The following is a 17,083-nucleotide window of genomic DNA, read 5'->3' as shown; positions in this document are numbered from 1 at the left end:
CTTCCGCAAAAGATCTGCGGAAGCGGTGCATGCAAAAAGTGGTACTCAGACAGCTACTTCTCGCCCCAATGGCCGATCAGGCGATACTCTGCAGGACGGTTGCTGCGCATCCAGAGGGCGCGACTGATGCCGAGCGCCAGGACGACAAGATTGATGGCCGGCAAGATCCAGTTGATCGCACCCTCCCGCCCGGTGAACATCGGTATGTTGATGAGCACATAGAAGACGACGACCGCGAGCGCGATAGCGGAGACGGCGGGCGCGATCTTGCCCTCCCACACCGAGACGCCGCGGCCGTCGTGCCAGAAGAACACGAGGATGGATATGGCGGTCAGCAGTTCCATTGCCGGAATACTGACCGCAACCGGCACGCTTCCGACGACGAAGAGATCGAGGTATGGATCGAGCCCTTGCCAGGCGCAGTACAAGAGCACGATGGCGCTGAAGGCCGTATGGCTCAGGCTCGCCACCCAGGCCGAGCCACTTTGCTTCGACTTCCTCGCAAAAACGGGATTGATGGCGCGATCGCGGCCGAGCGCATATAGGTAGCGCGCGGTGGCATTGTGGAAGGCGAGAATGGACGCAAACCAGCTCCCGACGACGAGCAGCGTGATGACCTCGGCAAAGCCGGCCCCGACATACTGGCTCGCGGCCATGGTGAACATTTCGGTCGGCTTCTCATTGGCGACAGCGACCGCCGTGCTGCCGAAGCCCTGCACGATCGCCCAGGTGACGATCGCCTGAAACACTGCGATGAGTGCGATGGAGGCGAAGGTCGCCTTGCGTACGGTCGCCACCGGATCGCGCACGTCTTCTCGAAAAAGCGCCGTGGCCTCGAAGCCGGCAAAGGCCGCAAAGACGACGAGCAGGACAACGCCGATTTCACCGCCAGCGATGGTGTCCGGCCGAAACGGCTGGAGCGATAGCCCCTCTGCACCGCCCGCAATGACGATGCCGGTCGAAAGCACGAGCAATACGACGACTTCGACCAGCATGATGACACCGAGAACGCGGATGTTCAGCTCGACATTCAGGACGCCGAGAATACCCATTGCCGCCAATGCCCCGAACGCCCATGGCTCCCAGGAGGTTTGCACGCCCGTCATCGAGGCCATCGCCTGGCTTGCGAAGACGGCGAAGGGACCAATGGCTCCCGTCGCCGCAATCGCATAGGCAAGCACGGCCACGAAGGCGGTACCGAGGCCGAGCGGACGCCCGAGGCCAGCGGCGATGTAGGAAAACAGTGCGCCTGCATTGGGCACGAAGCGCGTCATCGCGGTGTAGCCGACGGCGAAGATCGCCAGGAATGCGCCGACCACCAGAAACATGCCAGCGGTTCCGATGCCGCCCCGTCCGATCGCGAGCGGCGTCGAACCGACAGCAAAGCCCAAGGGTGCAGCCGCCGCGACGACGAAGAAAACCACGTCCTTGGCACCGAGCCGCCCTCCTCCGGCGCGGGTCGTTCCATCCGTCAAGCTCTGTGCCCCCGGTCCGGGTTCATCCGACGAGTATGTGTTGGTCATAACGTTCCCCATTTTGTTGCTGTTTGAAGCTTGTCTTGCGCGTCCTGCTCAGGCCGCCTTGCCGAAACCGCCGCCGCCGCCGGTCATGATCGACAACCGATCGCCCGCAGCGAGCAGGATTCCGTTGGCTTTCAGAAGGTCGTCCCGGTTGACGCTGCCTGATATTTCGACACGTGGCGGAAGGCCGGGCTCGCCGCCCATCAGCCCCCAGGCCGGCGTTATCGACCGGTCCAGCCAGAGATAGAGCTGGGTCGGTGCGTCGAAGCGGTATCGGCGCGCGATGCCGCAACCGCCGCGATGCTCGCCTGCCCCGCCGGAACCTTCGCGAATGGCGTATTCCGTGACCGTCACCGGATAGCGCGCTTCCAGCGCCTCTACCGGCGTGTTGCGGAAGCTGCCGTTCAGCACATTGATGACGCCATCGGCACCGTCGGCCTTGGCCGATGCGCCCCATCCACCGGCATGTGCTTCCACACACATGTAGGACTGCTTCGGATCCTGCGGGTCCTGACCGGCGAAGTAGGTGATCATCGAGTCGCCGAACTGGGCAGCGGTGACGCGGTCCGGCAGCACGGAGGCAAACGCACTGATGAAGAGGTCGATCAGGAGACCGAACGACGAGTAGTACCAGGCGCAGGCCGCCGGCTCGAGCGCGTCGTGCAGCGATCCCGGTCGGGTGATGATCTCGATGTTGCGGAAACATCCGCCATCAAACGAGCGCTCAGGCGCTAAAAGCATCTTGTAGGCGACCCGCAGTGCGGCGACCGTCTGGGCGCGGCCGCAGTTGATCGGTCCCTTTGTGCTGTCGGGGCTTTCGCTGAGATCGACGACCAGCCGCTCACCCTTCACATGCACCTTGATTGCGATCGGAACCGGCTGCCCGAGCACGATGCCATCGTTGTCCAGATAGCCTTTGCCTTCGTAGGTTCCGTCAGGAATTGCCGCGACCGATTGGCGGTCTGCCATATCGCTTTGGCGGAAGATCTCGTCGCGGCAGGCCTCGACGGTGGTAAGGCCGAAGCGGTTGATGATCTCCAGCATGCGCCGCTGACCCGTCCGGCAAGCGGCGATCATGGCGTTGATGTCGCCGACGATCAGGTCCTTGCTGCGGCTGTTGCGGCGAATGATGTCAATGATGTCTTCGACCGGTCCATGCTTGTTGCCGATCTTCACCGGCCCGAAGCGTATCCCCTCCTGGTAGACCTCGGTGGTCTCGGTTCCGCCGCCGGGATCACGCCCGCCGACATCGGTGACGTCGGCGCGTGCGGCAACATAGCCAACCAGTCCCCCTTCGAGAAACAGCGGCGCAAACATCGTCACGTCGGTGAGGTGCGTCCCTTGAATATAGGGATCATTGAAGAAGACGATATCGCCGTCCTGAAGCCAAGCTTTCCCGCCGCGCAACCGCACGGCTTCCTTGACTGCCTGATCGAGGCTGCCGAGGAAGAGGGGCAAGCCGCTCGACTGGCCGAGAACATCGGCATTGCGGTCGAGCAGCGCGACGGCAGCGTCGCCGTTTTCATAGATCAGCGGCTGAAAGGCAGATCGCACCAAGGTCGCGAGCATGTCATCTGCAGCGGACAGGAACAGGTTTCGAACGATCTCGGTGGTAACGACGTCGACGGTCATGGCTTGTTTTTCCTGAGAATGAGAGTTCCGAACTGCTGTTGGCTCGCGGCCCATCCGGGCGGCACCAGCGTGGTCGAACCGTCTTCCAGAATGATCGCGGGGCCAGTGATGACGTCCTGGCGGCCGAGGCCTTCGCGGTGAACGATGCGCGCCTCGTGACGCTTGCCGTCGATGGTCACGGTGCGCCTCGCTTCGCCTCGCACCTCGGCCTCTGTGTGCCGATCGACAAAATCGGCACCGATCCTTCCGGTGGCCGCAAGCCGCATCTGCACGAGTTCGACCGGCGCGCCCGGCATCGCGTGCCCAAAGCGTTGACGGTAGGTGTCGTGGAAAGCCTGCAGCAGGCTTTCCGGATCAACCATCTCGACCGAAACCGGATGCGCCTGGCCGGCGTAGCGCATTTCCACCGTGGTGACGTAGCTGGATGCCGCATCCTCCACGCCTTCCTCCTTCAGAAGCCGGGCGCCCTGTTCGCGGAGCAGGTCATGTGTCCGATGAAGGACTGACTTGGCATTCGGGTCGTGGGCGAGACCGCTCAGCGGCGCCGAGACATCGTGGCGAATGTCGGCATGCAGCATACCCCAGGCAGACAAGACGCCTGTGCCGAATGGCACAATGACTTCGGAGATGCCGAGTTCGTCGGCCAAAGCCGCCCCGTGCAGAGGACCTGCGCCACCAAAGGCGAGGAGCGTGAAGTCGCGGGGGTCGATACCGCGGCGCATGGTCAACGTACGGATGGCATTGGCCATCATCGCGTTCGCCACCGCAAGCACGCCCGCAGCAGCAGCATCCGCGTCGATGCTCAGTTCGCGGGCCAGCGAGCCCATGGCCTCTTTGGCGGCGAGAATATCGAGGGTCATCCGACCGCCGAGGAACCAGTCCGGGTCGATCCGCCCGAGGAGAAGCTGTGCGTCCGTAACGGTCGGCTGCTTCCCGCCGAGCCCGTAGCAGGCTGGACCAGGATTGGCGCCGGCGCTCAACGGCCCGACGCGCGATCCGCCGGCTTCCGCACGGGCGATCGATCCGCCGCCCGCACCGATCGTGTGCAATTCCACCACCGGCATCTTCATCACGTTGTCGGCAATGTCCCCTTCCGCGGACAGGGTCATTCGCCCGCCGATCACCAGGCTGACATCCGAGGAGGTGCCGCCCATATCGATCGCGATGATGTTCGGCCGGTTCAACGACTTCGAAATTGTTTCCGCAGCAACTACGCCCCCGGCCGGGCCTGACAGGATCGTCTGGATGGGTTGACGCGCCACCAGTTCGGCCGAACAAACCCCACCGCTCGAACGCATCACGTGCAAGGGTGCTGCGCATTCCCTCGCACCAAGTTCGCGCACGAGTGCCGCGAGATAGGTTTCGACCGTGCGTGCGACATAGCCCGTCGCGACTGTCGTCGACGTCCGCTCGAATTCTCCCTGCTCCGGCGCGATTTCGTGAGAGAGCACCACGGAGATCTGCGGCAGGCGTTTCTGCAGCAGGGCCTTGAACTCCAGCTCGTGCGCGGGGTTCTTGTGGGCGTGCAGGAAGCACACGGCAACGCTACGTACTCCTTCGGTGTTCAGCCAGTTGGCGAACGTGTCGACGTCGGCCACTTCAAGCTGCGTCTCCACGGAGCCATCATGCCGGATACGCTCGCGCACCGTATGAATGTCTTGGACGGCAACAAGCGGGTCCGGTTTTTTAGGCTTGAGGCTCCAGATATCCTTGTTGCCTGCTCGCCCGAGCGACAACACGTCGTGGAAACCTTCAGTGGTCACCAGCGCGATACGCTCGCCGGTACGGGACAGAATGGCGTTCAATCCCGCCGTCGTGCCATGGACGAGAAACCCGATATCCCTGGCAATGCCAAGCTCATCCAATCCCCTGAGCATTCCCTTTGCAGGCTCACGAGGCGTGCTCAGCACCTTGTATGTTCGAGTGCTGTTCGCGTGAGTATCCATGATGACGATATCGGTGAATGTTCCTCCGATATCGACCCCGACACGCAGATGGGGCGACGTCATTTCTTCCTCCAGTTCTATAAGGTATTCAATGCATTACGCTCGCAAGCGGCGACCGCCGGCTAATGAGGTACGGATGTGTTCTGGTGATTGGCGCAGCGTGCGACCTCGTACAGCCTCGCAGGTCCCAGCGCGTCACCGTCTTCGGCAAGCAAAGCCCGCATTTGCACGCCGTCCTCGTGGCGTCCGGCAGAGCCAAGCCATATCTGGTAGCTCTCGACCGACGCCCAGAGCGCCGTGACGAGCACTTCGTCGCCATCAGGCAAAAGGTTCTGAACCTCGACGCCGAGGCACCCCGGAGATGCCAAGGCCCGTTCCGGGATCTTTCGGGTCTCGAAGAACCGGACCAGGTTCTGGCTCTGCCCCGCCTTTGGCCTCAAACTCAGTACACTTCTGATCATGAGCGTCTCACCGTCAGTTTGGGTTGGCGCTGGCGCGAACCCGTTGAACCTGCTCTCGGATTGCTTTCTTGAGCCAACGAGGGGTCGTCTTCCGTCGGCGGACACCAGCGGAAAGTGCGACTGCGTTGGATCTGTGTTTGCCTAGGTGCGCGCGTTCTTACTCAGTGGGCGCGCAGGAGCTCGCCGGAGTTCAGGCGGTGGTGTCCGTCCCGTCGCCGAAATACTCCATCGTGCACGTGTGGAGCATCACCGCGATGCGGTCCGTATGGTTCCAGGTCGTGTGCGTTCGGGTCGATGCGAAGTGCAGGGAGTCGCCCTGCTCCAGCACATAGACTGTGCCCTCCACCTCGACGGTCAACGCCCCCTCGACCATGAAGATGAACTCCTCTCCCTCGTGGTGCATCGGCTCGGTGCGACGCCCCGGCGGTTCGGTAATGAGCGCGCTGCTCAAAACACTTCCGGGAAACTTGGTGGAGAGGCGCTCGTAGGTCGCGGAGTTCGGACCGATCGCATAGGGGACCCGCTTGTTGTGGCGGGTTTCGGCACTGTCTCCAGCCGGCTGGTCCAAAAACAGATTGATGGAACTGTCGAGCGCACGCGACAGCGCGACCAGTGACGTGAGCGACGGCATCGTCTGGCCGCGCTCGATCTGGGAAATGAAACTGAACGAAAGTCCCGACTTCTCGGCGACGTCCTTCAAGGTAAGCTTCAGTTCCTTGCGGCGACGACGCAACCGTTCAGTCAACGGCACGACGCCAGAACCAATCATCTGGTCCACAGTAAATCCCTCCCAGAATTGTGCTGTTACTACAATTTTGCGCAAACTGCAGCCGCCGTCAAGAGGAATTGTGATGGGAGTACAATTTTGATGTTATATGCGATCGGAAGCGCCGATGATTGAAAGAACTCGGGCTTGCCAAAATCATGAGACAGTCTGCGCGAAAGCTATCACAATCAGGACCTGCATCTCTAGGCGACGTTCTCATCCGGACACACTTCCGACAGCCACTCCACCAGGTCCGCTACTTTCCTGCGGGCCTCGGCTTTAGCTGGATAGAGGGCGTAGTAACCATAGCCGCTGTCGATGATGCGCGGGAACGGCCTCACCAGTTCCCCGTTCTGCAAATCGTGTTTTGCGAGATAAAGATCGCCCATCGTGACGCCGTAGCCGCTTGCGGCCGCGGTCATTGCAAAATCCTGCGTGTCGAAGATCTGGTTGCGCGCGGCGCGAAAATCATACGCTCCTTCCGCCTGCAGCCACAACGTCCAGTCGCTTTGACGCGGATTGGAATGTAGCAGCACGCAACTCGACAGGTTCTCGAGTGTCGCCGGGTCGCCGAGCGTCTCGGCCATGGTCGGCGCACACATGGGCGTCAGCTTCTCGGGAAGCAGCAGAAAAACGTCCATCCCGGGCCAATGTCCGTTGCCGTAGGTGATCAAGAGATCGATGTCGCCGACAGTGAAAGTCGGGCGGGCAAACCAGGCCGTATCAATTGTGATGTTCAGATCTTCATGCCGACTTTGCAGTTCCGGCAGCCGCGGCAGCAGCCACCGCCGGGCAAAGGTCGGGGGCATCCTGATGGTGAGTGACCGGCTCTTGGTTCGCGTTGCCTCGAACGAGTTTCGCAGCGAAACCAGTAGACCATTGACGATCGGCATGATCGCTGCGCCCTGCTCGGTAATGACAACCTTGCGCGTGTGGCGTTCAAAAAGGGTGCAGCCGAAATAATGCTCCAGTTGCTGGATCTGGCGGCTGATCGCACTCTGGCTGAGATTGAGCTCCGTCGCCGCAGCGGTGAAGCTGCCGGTTTCTGCAACGATCGAAAACGTCTGGAGCGTCTGCAGGGGCGGCAAGCGAGTCTGCTCGAAAACCGGCTTCAAAGGGCTCCTCCGCGATGGCGACCGTGACATTTAAACAGTCGCCATCATGGTGGTAAAGGCCAGATTGCCGTGATCAGGCAAGCAGGGAGCGGAGTTCCGCGATCGCGCGTCTGACCTGCTCGGGTGCTGTTCCGCCTGGATGATTGCGGCTGGCAACCGACCCTTCGACCGTCAGCACTTCGTAGACATCCGCGCCGATGATCGGGGCAAAGGCTTGCATTTCGGCAAGCGGCATCGCGGAGAGCGTCGCAAGATCCCGTTCGCGGGCGGCACCGACAATCGCAGCGACCGCATGATGAGCATCGCGGAACGGCAGGCCCGCCCGCACCAGATAGTCGGCGAGATCCGTTGCGGTGGAATAGCCCTGCTCGGCCGCCGCCAGCATTTTCCGGTCGCGCACCTTGATCGTCGGCAGCATCTGGGCGGTCACCGTGACCGCACCCCGCACATTCTCCAGCGTATCGGTGAGCGGCGGCTTGGATTCCTGCTGGTCCTTGTTGAAGGCGAGCGGTTGCGCCTTCATCAGCGCCGCCGAAGTCGTCAGATTGCCGATGACCCGCGCCGCCTTGCCACGCACCAGTTCGGCAAGATCAGGATTGCGTTTCTGCGGCATGATCGAAGATCCGGTGCAGAACTGATCGCCGACCTCGATGAAGTCGAACATCGGCGTGCACCAGAGGATGACTTCTTCGGAAAAGCGCGACAGATGGCCCATGATGATGGCGCCGGCCGCGCAGATATCGACGACATAGTCGCGATCGGACACCGCATCGAGCGAGTTGCGGAACGCGCGCGAAAAACCGAGTTCACTGGCACTGTAAGCCGGGTCGATCGGATAGCCGGTACCGGCGAGCGCCGCGGCACCGAGCGGCGAGACATTGAGGCGCTCGCGCGCCTGGCCCACTCGTTCGAGATCGCGCAGGAACATCTCGGCATAGGCCATCAGGTGGTGGCCGAAGGTAACGGGTTGGGCGACCTGGAGGTGGGTGAAACCGGGCATGATCGTGTCGGCATGCTCGTCTGCGAGATCGACGAAAGCAAGCACGAGCGCCTTCAATTCCGCAGCCAGCGCGTCCAGTTCGGCACGGGCGTAAAGGCGGATATCGGTTGCCACCTGGTCGTTGCGGGAACGCGCCGTGTGCAGCTTCTTGCCGGCGTCACCGACGAGCGCGGTCAGGCGGCTTTCGACGTTCATGTGAACGTCTTCGAGCTCCTTCTTCCAGGCGAAGGTGCCGGAGCGCATCTCCGCGGCGATCTGATCGAGCCCGCCCTGGATCTGGTCGTTTTCCTCTGCCGTCAGAATGTCGGCGCGCGCCAGCATGCTGGCATGAACCTTGGAGCCGGCGACGTCGTAGAGCGCGATGCGCTTGTCCTGATCGAGGCATTCGTGGAAATCGCGGAAGTCCGTGGACACGGCTTCCTTGAAAAGCGGCGACCACGTCGACTGTGTCTGTGCTGTCATCTGATCCTCGCAGCAATCTTGCGGTTGGGGTTTCGGCGCCTTGCCAGGTGCGGCTTCATCGCAACCATTCCAGGAGAGCGCGCGCATCTGCCGAGCGATCGAGCGCGAGAACGCCCTCGCGTAGACCCACGGCCTTTCTCGCTGGCAGGACGGTGGCTGCGAGTTCGTCATACTTGCCGATCAACCGATCGTCGCTCAGCGGGTTTGCGGGACTGCCGAGCGGAAATTCGACTGTGGTCTTCAGCTGCCGGCCACCGACCGTCGCAAGCGTGATCGCCGGTTCTGCCTCGTCGGACATGGCCGGGTCGATACGAACGTCGACGCGATCGAGCCATTGCCCGATATTCGCGTCGCGCCAGGCGCGCTCCTCGAGTTCAGCGAGCGACACCTTGCCGTATCGAAGCCGCGCAGCGACCGCATAGGGCAGGCTCATCTGCGCCTGCGCCCGCGAGGTCAGAGTCTTGCCTCCGCACATGCCGAACTGGAAACCGCTCATCTCGACGGTGACCGCCGCGACATCCTCGCGCTTCAACGCATGATCGCCGAGCAACTTGTCGATCGCGTCGATCGCCGAATGGGTGCCACGGCAGGTGGCATGCGGCTTGATCGAGCATCGGTCGATGCGCCAGCCTTCACCGAAGGCGCTGTCGAGTGCCGCAGGATCGCCCTCGCCCCGGCAAAATGCCTGGAAAAAGCTGCCCCATGCACTCCCGTCGAACACGTCGCCGGGACCGGCAAAGCCGCTGGCGGCGAGCCGTGCGGCCAGCAGCCCGCCCTCGGCGGCACGGCCGGCATGCAGCTTCTTTGCCGGGCTGCCGTCATGGATGAAGGCCCAGGTGCCGCCCGCAAAGGAACAGGCAAGGCCGAGAGCTGATGCAAGGCGCTCGGCATCAAAGCCCAGCAGCGTGCCTACGGCTGCCGCCGCACCGAAGACGCCGCAGGTTCCGGTGGAATGCCAGCCGAGGCCGTTATGCGTCTCATAGCCGCCGGCGGCCTCCAGCACGCGCCGTCCGACCTCGTAGCCGATCAGCACGCTTTTCAGAAATTCCCTTCCGCGGACAGGCCGTTTCATTTCTCCCAGGGCCGCGACGACCGCGGGCAGCACGACCGCACCGGAATGGTCGCAACCGCCGCTGTCATCGAGCTCGAGTGCATGGGCCGAAACACCGTTGACGAGCGCGGCCGTGCGGGCGTCGAGCGAAAGCGGCGTTCCCCAGATGATCGAAGCACCGGTTGATGCCTCCACTCCAAGGGCTGCCAATGTCATGCGCGTCTCGGCCGAAGCGGAGCCGGCGACGGCAACGCCGAAAGTATCGAGAATGTGCAGTTTGGCCTTCTTGACGGTCGCATCCGGAAAGTCGTCGAAGCGCGCGGTGGCGATCTTGTTTGCAAGCGAAAGGAGAACTGGATCAGCCATGCGATTGCTGCTCCCGCAGGTAGGCATCGTAGACGTTGAGGGGATGGGTCGGCGGCGGCAAACTGCCATTTGCCTGCTGCCAGTCGGCGATCATGGCGCCGGTGGCGATCCAGACGTCGTCGAAGCCGCGAATATGCGCCAACAGGTCCTCGACCAGCGAGATCCGTCCCGGCGTGCCGCTCCACTCAGGGCGGAGCTGCAGCACGTAACAGAGGCCGAAGCGACGATAGGCGTCGAACTCCGCGATCCAGTTGTGAAGAACACCTTCATAAGACGGGATGCGGCTCTGTCCCTTGGGAAAGGCCGGAGTGAAGTTGAACTGGAAATAGGGGCGGTCCTCCAGTTCGACGTGAACCGGTACCTCGACCAGGCGCGACGGATGCAGATAGGGCACGTCGTCGCCGTTGAGCGAAGCGGACCACCCGTATCCCGCGTCTGACAGCAGTCGGTCGAAACCTTGTGGCCAGTTTCCGGCAGGCAGACGGAAGCCGGTCGCAGCCCGGCCGGAAATACGCCCTAGAGCATCGCGCGACAGTTTCAAAAGCTCCAGCGATTGCGCCGACGGCAGGCAATCATGACGCTCGAAGGCCCAGCCATGGCTTTCAAGATCATGACCGGCCGCCGCAACATCCTTGAGGAGGGCGGCATGTTCTTCAGCCACCTGCCCCGGCACGAACCAACTCGCGGCGATGTCCGACGACGCGAAGGTTCTGCACAGGCGCTCGACGCCGCGTTGGGCGCCATATTTCCAGACCGAAAAGCTCTTGCTACGTTGGAGCAGATCGGGCGCTGCCGCCACCGCATCCATGCCGTCATCGAACAGCACCGAGACCAGCACCGCGCAGCGCTTGCCCTCGGGCCACTTTGTTGCCGCGACCACGCTCATGCCGGCCTCCCGTGACGGCAACCGGCCGAATGTTGCTCGATCCACCAGCGAGCGACGTCGCCGCAGCGCGCGGCCCAGACCGCGTCGCCATGGGCTGTAATTGCCTGGAACAGCCCTTCAAGGATCGAGAGGCGGCCAGGCTTGGCGCAGACCTTCGGATGCAGGATGGTAGTCCAGCACAGGCCCTCGCGGTGGTAGCCCTCAAACTCGGCGCGCCAGTTCTGCTCGACCGTGCGGTAATCGGAGATCCGGTCGAGACCAATCGGAAAGTCCGGTTCCTCCGTGTAGGCAAGCGCCGTATAGTCGTCGATATCCCAGCGACCGGGTATTTCGACGAGGCCGTGCTCGGATGTGGCGCTCGGGTGAAAATAGGGTCGATCGTCGCCGCGCATCGAGCTCGAATAGAGCACGCCGAAGGTGCGCAGAATCTCCGCAGTTTCCGCACTCCAGTCGCCCGAGGGTGTGCGGAAACCGATCGGAGTGACGCCGAGCCGCTCCTCAAAGATGGCGCGGGAGCGCTCCATGATATCGAACTGCTGCTCACGGTTCAGATCGATGAACACTTCGTGGCGGTGGCCGTGATAGGCGACCTCGTGCCCCTCGCCGACAATGCGCTCGCAGCGCTCGCCCCAGTGCAGCACGACCCAGGTGGGAATGAAGAAAGTGGCCTTGAGGCCGTAGGCTCCAAGCAGATCGAGCAGGCGCGGCAGCGCTCTGAAAGGTCCGTAGGCGCCTTGCGTGAAATAGCGCGGATTGGAAAGCAGCGAGCCGTCGAGCATCGCATCGCCGGTCGGCCCGTCGACATCGAAGGCGAGCGCGACGGCGGATTGTTTTCCAGCTGGCCAGAGCGAAGCCCGAGGATCAGCGGCAAGGGAAGGTTCGGTGAGCATGGCGTTTGTCCGGTTGGCGACCGCACCCGGCCGGAGCGCCGGGTGCGGTTTTTATTAAGACAAAGCTCTGCCGTTCCGGCCCGCGGCCAGTTGAAAAGCGGTAGAACTTTGGGGAGGTTGCCGCCCGACGATCCCTTGGAGACCGGATGCGCGGGCGGAAGAGGCTCTTTACTTGACGCCGTTGATCACGGCCTTCGGCACGGCATTGTGGACCAGGCCCCACTTCGTCAGCAGCTCGTTGTAGGTGCCATCCTTGATCAGCGCGTCGAGCGCACCGGCAACGGCGTCGCGCAGGCCCGAATTGTCCTTCTTGAAGCCCATGCCGAAGGTGTCGTTGCTGATCAGCGGGTCACCGACCAGGGTAAACGTGTCCGGCTCGACGCGCATCTGGTAGGCGATGGTTTCGATGCCCTGAACCACGGCGTCATAACGGCCCTGCTTCATACCGAGGCGAGCGGCGTTGGAATCGGCCGTGCCCTCGAACTTGATCGCCGCCTTGCCTTTGCCGACGCAATTGGCCTCGCTCCAGCCGGTGACGTTCTCACCGAAGCTGGTGCTGCGGCTGCCGGCAACCGTCTTGCCGCAGAGGTCTTCCGGCTGCTTGTACTGTTCAGCGCTGGCCTTGGTCGTGAACAGGATCGGGCCGCTCGTCAGGTAGTCGACGAAGTCCATGCTTTCCTGGCGTTTGACGTTGTCGCTCATGCCCGAGATGATGACGTCGCCGCGCCCTGTCTGGAGGCCGCTCTGCAATTCCTGGAAGGCGGAGGTGACGAACAGCGGGTTGAGCTTGAGCTTTGCGGCAATCGCCGTCGCCAGATCGACGTCGAACCCATCGAGCGTGCCTTTCTCCGGATTGACGAACTCCATCGGCGGATAGATCGGATTGGTGAGGATGCGAAGCTCGCCGTCGTTGACGAGGCTGAGCTTGGTTTCAGCCGAAGCGGCACCTGCAGAAAGAAGCGCGAGCGCTGAGACGGCTACCCTTAGAAATTTCATGTCATTCTCCTCTTGAGGCTGTTTCTTGGTTTTCAAAGCACCGCAGAGATGAAGCTCTTCACTCTGGGATTTGTGGGACGTTCCAGGATCTCGGCCGGCGTCCCGGTTTCGACGATCCGGCCCGCGTCCATGAACACGACCCGGTCGGCAACCTCGCGGCAGAAGCCGAGCTCGTGGGTGACGACGATCATCGTCGTGCCGGCGGCTGCCAGTTCCTTCATGACGCCAAGCACCTCGCCGACCAGTTCAGGATCGAGCGCCGACGTCGGCTCATCGAACAGCATCGCCTTCGGCTTCATCGCCAGCGCCCGGGCAATCGCGACGCGCTGCTGCTGGCCGCCTGAAAGCTCGCCGGGATAGGCATCCGCCTTGTGTGCAAGGCCGACACGTTTCAACAGGGCGCGCGCTTCCTCGGCGCATTGCTGCTTAGGCCGCTTCTGGACGCCAACCGGCCCCTCGATGATGTTTTCGAGCACCGTGCGGTGCGGGAAGAGATGGAAGCGCTGGAAGACCATGCCCACCGACTGGCGCTGCCTTGCAATCTCAACGTCGGAGAGTGGATAGAGGCGGTTTCCGTCGCGGCGGTAGCCGGCAATCTCGCCATCGACGGTCACGTAGCCGCCATCGATGCTTTCGAGCTGGTTGATGCAGCGCAGAAACGTGCTCTTTCCCGAGCCGGACGGGCCGATGATACAGACGACTTCACCTTTGCTGATGCTGAAATCGATATCCTGAAGCACGTGGAAGGTGCCGAAGTACTTCTGAAGGCCGTGGGCGACGATAAGCGGTTCCATCAGGCGGCCTCCTCGACTGTGGTCTGCGGTGCCGGTGCGGCTTCTGTTCGCCGGGTGGCGCCCCACCCCTTGGAGAAGTATCGCTCGATGTACATCTGCGCGATGCTGAGCACGGTGACGACGGCCATGTACCAGATGGCGGCGACAATCAGCAGTTCGATGACACGCGAATTGACATAGTAGATGTCCTCGACGCTGCGCAGCACCTCGGAATACTGGATGACACTGGCAAGCGAGGTCAGCTTGACCATGCCGATCGTCTCGTTTCCGATCGGCGGCACGATCACCCGCATCGCCTGCGGCAGGACGATCTTCAGGGTGGCGCGAAGCTTGGTCATGCCGATCGACAGGGCGGCTTCCGTCTGTCCGCGATCGATCGAGAGAAGGCCGGCGCGCACCACCTCCGCCGTGTAGGCGCCCTGCTGGATACCAAGGCCCAGAAAGGCGGCGACGAAAGGCGTCATCACATCGACGGTGCGCAGCGAAAACAGACCGGGAATGCCGATCGTCGGGAAGATCAAGGCGAGATTGAACCACAGCAGCAGTTGCAGCAGTGCCGGTGTGCCGCGAAACAGCCAGATATAGCCGACGGAAACGCTTCGAAGCACCGGGTTGTCGGACATGCGCATCACGGCGGCGAGGACCCCCAGCAGAATGCCGAGCGCCATGGCGCAGAAGGTCATGATAATGGTGTTGACGACGCCGGCCATCACCGCCTTCGAGAGCAGGTTTTCTCCGACATAGCTCCAGGCGATGTCGCCGAGCCAGAAGGCCCTGACAAGCAGGATCAGCATGGCGATGAAAACGAGGGCCAGTATCTTCGTGCCGATCTTGCGTCGCGGCACGACGACAAACTGGCCGGGATCGGCAAGTCTGGTATCGCTCATTGAGGTTCCCCGAAGCTTCGCGCTTCACTGTTGTTCTGGATTGGTGTCAGCCTATTCCAGACGGCGCGGCCGGCACAAACGAGATATCGACATACAATTCATGCGTTGAACGCATAAATCACAACGTCTGCTGTTTCGGCGTTCCGATTGGCCTGGCACCACCATGTTTGAACTCGAGGAATGCGGCGTGAATCCTGCAGAGCCGACTTTGTGAAGGTCAGCCGCGCGATCGGCTCCGATCCGTTTGAAATCACGCACGGCGAAATTTTCGCGAGCGCGAAGATTTTTCAACGAGCTATGCCGGGGAAGCATATTTAACGGCGAAGGTACGGCACAGAAACGTTGGTGCCTGCCATCGGCCCGTCTGCGCTGCTCGTACGCGGGTCAATCCTCGGGCAACCCGGCAGCGATCATCAGGTCCACGAGGCGTTCGGTCGCGCCGAGATAAACCGGACTGGTGTTCTCGGTGGGTGGTGGCAGATTGCGCGCTGTCGAACCCGGCCTCAGCTTCATGGCCTGCGCCAAGGCCGCTCTGGCTTCGTCGGTCCGGCCCAACTGCTGATAGGCTGCTGCCAGCAGGAAATGCGTACGACCGCTCGCCGGCGTGATCGCGATCGATCGCTTAAGCCAGGGCAGTGCTTCTTCGGCCCGGCCCATCAACATGTGGACCCAACCTGCTCCGATCGCCCACGTCCAGCGGGCGACCTGGGGCGTATCGAACCGGTCGGCTTGCTCGAAGGTTGCCAGGGCCTCGTCGAAACGCCCCAGGAAGACCTGGGAAAGCCCGGTGAGATAGAGCACGGTTCCATTCCATGGATCGAGCGTGAGTGCCTTGCCACAGGCCACCAGGCTTTCGACGAAGCGGTTGGTCGCCGACAGATACCGGCAGTGCATTTCGAGCACGGGGATGTAATTCGGTTGCGCGCGCAAGGCGCGCTCAAGAATCTCGCCGACGCGGTTCTCGACCGTTTCGCGCTCCGCAGCGGGAAACCAGGCCATCTGAATCCCGCGCAGCTGAAATGCCGCAAGCGCGACTTGCAGGTCGATATTTTCCGGGTCGTCGGCAAGCGCTTGTTCGAGCATCGCCTGTGCGGCGCGGAAGCGCTCTGGCGTCGTCTGGTTGATCGAAGCCGTTGCCTGTTCGATGGCTGCCTTGGTGCTGCCCGCCGGCAATCCGTCGGCCGAAAGTTGCCCAGCGTTCAGGAGCACGTTGATGCGTAGCGCCAGGGCATGGCCCAGGCCGGCTGTAAGGCGCGTTTGCTGGAGTTGCTCGTTGGCACCGGTCAGGCCGACCTGCACCGAGCTGGTCCACTTGACCGCGCCGGTCGCCGGCTCGGTCATGCGCGCGCGCAAATTCCACGCTGTTTCGGTTTTCTCCAGTTCGCTGCTTACGACGAAGTCGGCTGCCGCCACGGCGCCGCCGGGCGGTATGACCACCCGGATCGTCTCGATTTCCGCCAGTCCGTCGGTCAGGTCGCGGTTGACGCCTGCCGCCATCCGCAGAGCCAGCAGATCGTTGCTTGCAGCGGTCATGGGGATGACGGCGACCGTTGGAAGCGAGCCCGTGACCAACCGGGGAAGCCGCGTTGCAGCGACCGCCAGGGCCGACAGGCCGAACCCGGCCACAGCCACGAGTGCGGCGCGGCGGCGCATCTTGGCATCGAGCCAGCGCCCCGTCGATCCATTCTCCGCTTCAGGACCGACCTGCGGCTGAGGTTTTTCCGGCACGAGCGCGCCCGGCACTGTCGATACCTCGGCCTCAAACAGGTAGCCGCGGCCCGAGACCGCTCTGATCAATTGCCGACTGTCATCGCCGAGGGCTGCGCGAACTTCCCGAACGCACTGGAACAGGCTGTCTTCGCCGACATGGACGTTCGGCCAGACCGCCGCCATCAGCTCGTGCTTGCCGATGACCCTGCCCGGGTTGGATGCGAGCAGTTGCAGCAAATCGAAAGCCTTGGGCCTGAGCTTGATTGTTTCGCCGCCGGGCCCACGCAGTTCGGACCGCTGCGCATCGAGTTCATATCCAACAAATCTGAGCACCGGGCCTCCGCCTCCCGCGATGATATCCCCGGAACTCCGGCGTTCTGCCAAGAACAAGAAGATTGGTAATTAAGCCATTCGATTTCCTGCGGGAAAGGCGAAATTCAACAAAATTTCAGAATTTCCCCGACGCCCTTTCAGGACTTTTCCCGGCCCTCACTGACATACGGCGCAAGAACACAACCAGCACGATCGCGGGGAACACGATTCGCGGCAAGCGCGGGAAGGCAGAGGCCTCTATGCGCTGCGGAAATCGGCCCCTGATCCA

General features: G+C 62.4%; 14 protein-coding genes. All 14 read right to left on the bottom strand.

The window, feature by feature from the left end; genetic code table 11:
- Positions 1-53: 53 nt before the first annotated feature.
- The 14 genes from PWG15_RS21175 to PWG15_RS21110 all read right to left on the bottom strand — a co-directional run bounded on the left by PWG15_RS21175 (position 54) and on the right by PWG15_RS21110 (position 16,719).
- Positions 54-1,523, bottom strand: a complete 1,470-nt coding sequence (locus PWG15_RS21175) for an APC family permease (protein WP_275025947.1) — start codon at positions 1,521-1,523, stop codon at positions 54-56.
- A 48-nt stretch (positions 1,524-1,571) separates the two neighbouring features.
- On the bottom strand, positions 1,572-3,152 hold the full coding sequence (locus PWG15_RS21170) for a hydantoinase B/oxoprolinase family protein (RefSeq protein ID WP_275025946.1): 1,581 nt from the start codon (positions 3,150-3,152) through the stop codon (positions 1,572-1,574).
- Positions 3,149-5,161, bottom strand: coding sequence for a hydantoinase/oxoprolinase family protein (locus PWG15_RS21165; RefSeq protein WP_275025945.1), 2,013 nt, complete (start codon positions 5,159-5,161; stop codon positions 3,149-3,151). The genes PWG15_RS21170 and PWG15_RS21165 overlap by 4 nt, the downstream gene beginning before the upstream one ends.
- 59 nt (positions 5,162-5,220) lie before the next feature.
- Positions 5,221-5,559 carry an antibiotic biosynthesis monooxygenase family protein gene (locus PWG15_RS21160; protein ID WP_275025944.1) on the bottom strand — a complete coding sequence of 113 codons (339 nt, stop codon included), beginning with the start codon at positions 5,557-5,559 and terminating at the stop codon, positions 5,221-5,223.
- A gap of 190 nt (positions 5,560-5,749) precedes the next feature.
- On the bottom strand, positions 5,750-6,328 hold the full coding sequence (locus PWG15_RS21155) for a helix-turn-helix domain-containing protein (RefSeq protein WP_275027131.1): 579 nt from the start codon (positions 6,326-6,328) through the stop codon (positions 5,750-5,752).
- 200 nt (positions 6,329-6,528) lie between these two features.
- Positions 6,529-7,440, bottom strand: coding sequence for a LysR substrate-binding domain-containing protein (locus PWG15_RS21150; protein WP_275025943.1), 912 nt, complete (start codon positions 7,438-7,440; stop codon positions 6,529-6,531).
- Positions 7,441-7,513: 73 nt separating this feature from the next.
- A complete protein-coding gene (gene argH / locus PWG15_RS21145; RefSeq protein ID WP_275025942.1) occupies positions 7,514-8,902 on the bottom strand; it encodes an argininosuccinate lyase in 1,389 nt (462 codons plus the stop codon).
- Positions 8,903-8,957: 55 nt separating this feature from the next.
- Positions 8,958-10,319, bottom strand: a complete 1,362-nt coding sequence (locus PWG15_RS21140) for an MmgE/PrpD family protein (protein WP_275025941.1) — start codon at positions 10,317-10,319, stop codon at positions 8,958-8,960.
- Positions 10,312-11,205, bottom strand: coding sequence for a polysaccharide deacetylase family protein (locus PWG15_RS21135; RefSeq protein ID WP_275025939.1), 894 nt, complete (start codon positions 11,203-11,205; stop codon positions 10,312-10,314). The genes PWG15_RS21140 and PWG15_RS21135 overlap by 8 nt, the downstream gene beginning before the upstream one ends.
- Positions 11,202-12,095, bottom strand: coding sequence for a polysaccharide deacetylase family protein (locus tag PWG15_RS21130; protein ID WP_275025938.1), 894 nt, complete (start codon positions 12,093-12,095; stop codon positions 11,202-11,204). The genes PWG15_RS21135 and PWG15_RS21130 overlap by 4 nt, the downstream gene beginning before the upstream one ends.
- Before the next feature lie 168 nt (positions 12,096-12,263).
- The gene (locus PWG15_RS21125) at positions 12,264-13,091 is read right to left on the bottom strand and encodes an ABC transporter substrate-binding protein (protein WP_275025937.1); all 828 of its coding nucleotides are present in this window, start codon (positions 13,089-13,091) and stop codon (positions 12,264-12,266) included.
- A 32-nt stretch (positions 13,092-13,123) separates the two neighbouring features.
- The gene (locus PWG15_RS21120; protein ID WP_275025936.1) at positions 13,124-13,885 is read right to left on the bottom strand and encodes an amino acid ABC transporter ATP-binding protein; all 762 of its coding nucleotides are present in this window, start codon (positions 13,883-13,885) and stop codon (positions 13,124-13,126) included.
- Positions 13,885-14,772: an amino acid ABC transporter permease gene (locus PWG15_RS21115; RefSeq protein WP_275025935.1), complete on the bottom strand. Its 888-nt coding sequence runs from the start codon at positions 14,770-14,772 to the stop codon at positions 13,885-13,887. The genes PWG15_RS21120 and PWG15_RS21115 overlap by 1 nt, the downstream gene beginning before the upstream one ends.
- Positions 14,773-15,156: 384 nt before the next feature.
- Positions 15,157-16,719, bottom strand: a complete 1,563-nt coding sequence (locus PWG15_RS21110; RefSeq protein WP_275025934.1) for a tetratricopeptide repeat protein — start codon at positions 16,717-16,719, stop codon at positions 15,157-15,159.
- Positions 16,720-17,083 lie beyond the last annotated feature (364 nt).

It is taken from the genome of Ensifer adhaerens (assembly GCF_028993555.1).
Taxonomy (GTDB): Bacteria; Pseudomonadota; Alphaproteobacteria; order Rhizobiales; family Rhizobiaceae; genus Ensifer; species Ensifer adhaerens_I.
This window is presented reverse-complemented; position numbering and strand designations above follow the sequence as displayed.

Excerpts from the sequence above, each read along its gene's own strand:
- PWG15_RS21135 (WP_275025939.1), bottom strand. The coding sequence starts at position 11,205 with ATGAGCGTGGTCGCGGCAACAAAGTGGCCCGAGGGCAAGCGCTGCGCG.
- PWG15_RS21160 (WP_275025944.1), bottom strand. The coding sequence starts at position 5,559 with ATGATCAGAAGTGTACTGAGTTTGAGGCCAAAGGCGGGGCAGAGCCAG.
- PWG15_RS21115 (WP_275025935.1), bottom strand. The coding sequence starts at position 14,772 with ATGAGCGATACCAGACTTGCCGATCCCGGCCAGTTTGTCGTCGTGCCG.
- PWG15_RS21165 (WP_275025945.1), bottom strand. The coding sequence starts at position 5,161 with ATGACGTCGCCCCATCTGCGTGTCGGGGTCGATATCGGAGGAACATTC.
- PWG15_RS21140 (WP_275025941.1), bottom strand. The coding sequence starts at position 10,319 with ATGGCTGATCCAGTTCTCCTTTCGCTTGCAAACAAGATCGCCACCGCG.
- PWG15_RS21120 (WP_275025936.1), bottom strand. The coding sequence starts at position 13,885 with ATGGAACCGCTTATCGTCGCCCACGGCCTTCAGAAGTACTTCGGCACC.
- PWG15_RS21155 (WP_275027131.1), bottom strand. The coding sequence starts at position 6,328 with ATGATTGGTTCTGGCGTCGTGCCGTTGACTGAACGGTTGCGTCGTCGC.
- PWG15_RS21130 (WP_275025938.1), bottom strand. The coding sequence starts at position 12,095 with ATGCTCACCGAACCTTCCCTTGCCGCTGATCCTCGGGCTTCGCTCTGG.
- argH (WP_275025942.1), bottom strand. The coding sequence starts at position 8,902 with ATGACAGCACAGACACAGTCGACGTGGTCGCCGCTTTTCAAGGAAGCC.
- PWG15_RS21125 (WP_275025937.1), bottom strand. The coding sequence starts at position 13,091 with ATGAAATTTCTAAGGGTAGCCGTCTCAGCGCTCGCGCTTCTTTCTGCA.
- PWG15_RS21175 (WP_275025947.1), bottom strand. The coding sequence starts at position 1,523 with ATGACCAACACATACTCGTCGGATGAACCCGGACCGGGGGCACAGAGC.
- PWG15_RS21170 (WP_275025946.1), bottom strand. The coding sequence starts at position 3,152 with ATGACCGTCGACGTCGTTACCACCGAGATCGTTCGAAACCTGTTCCTG.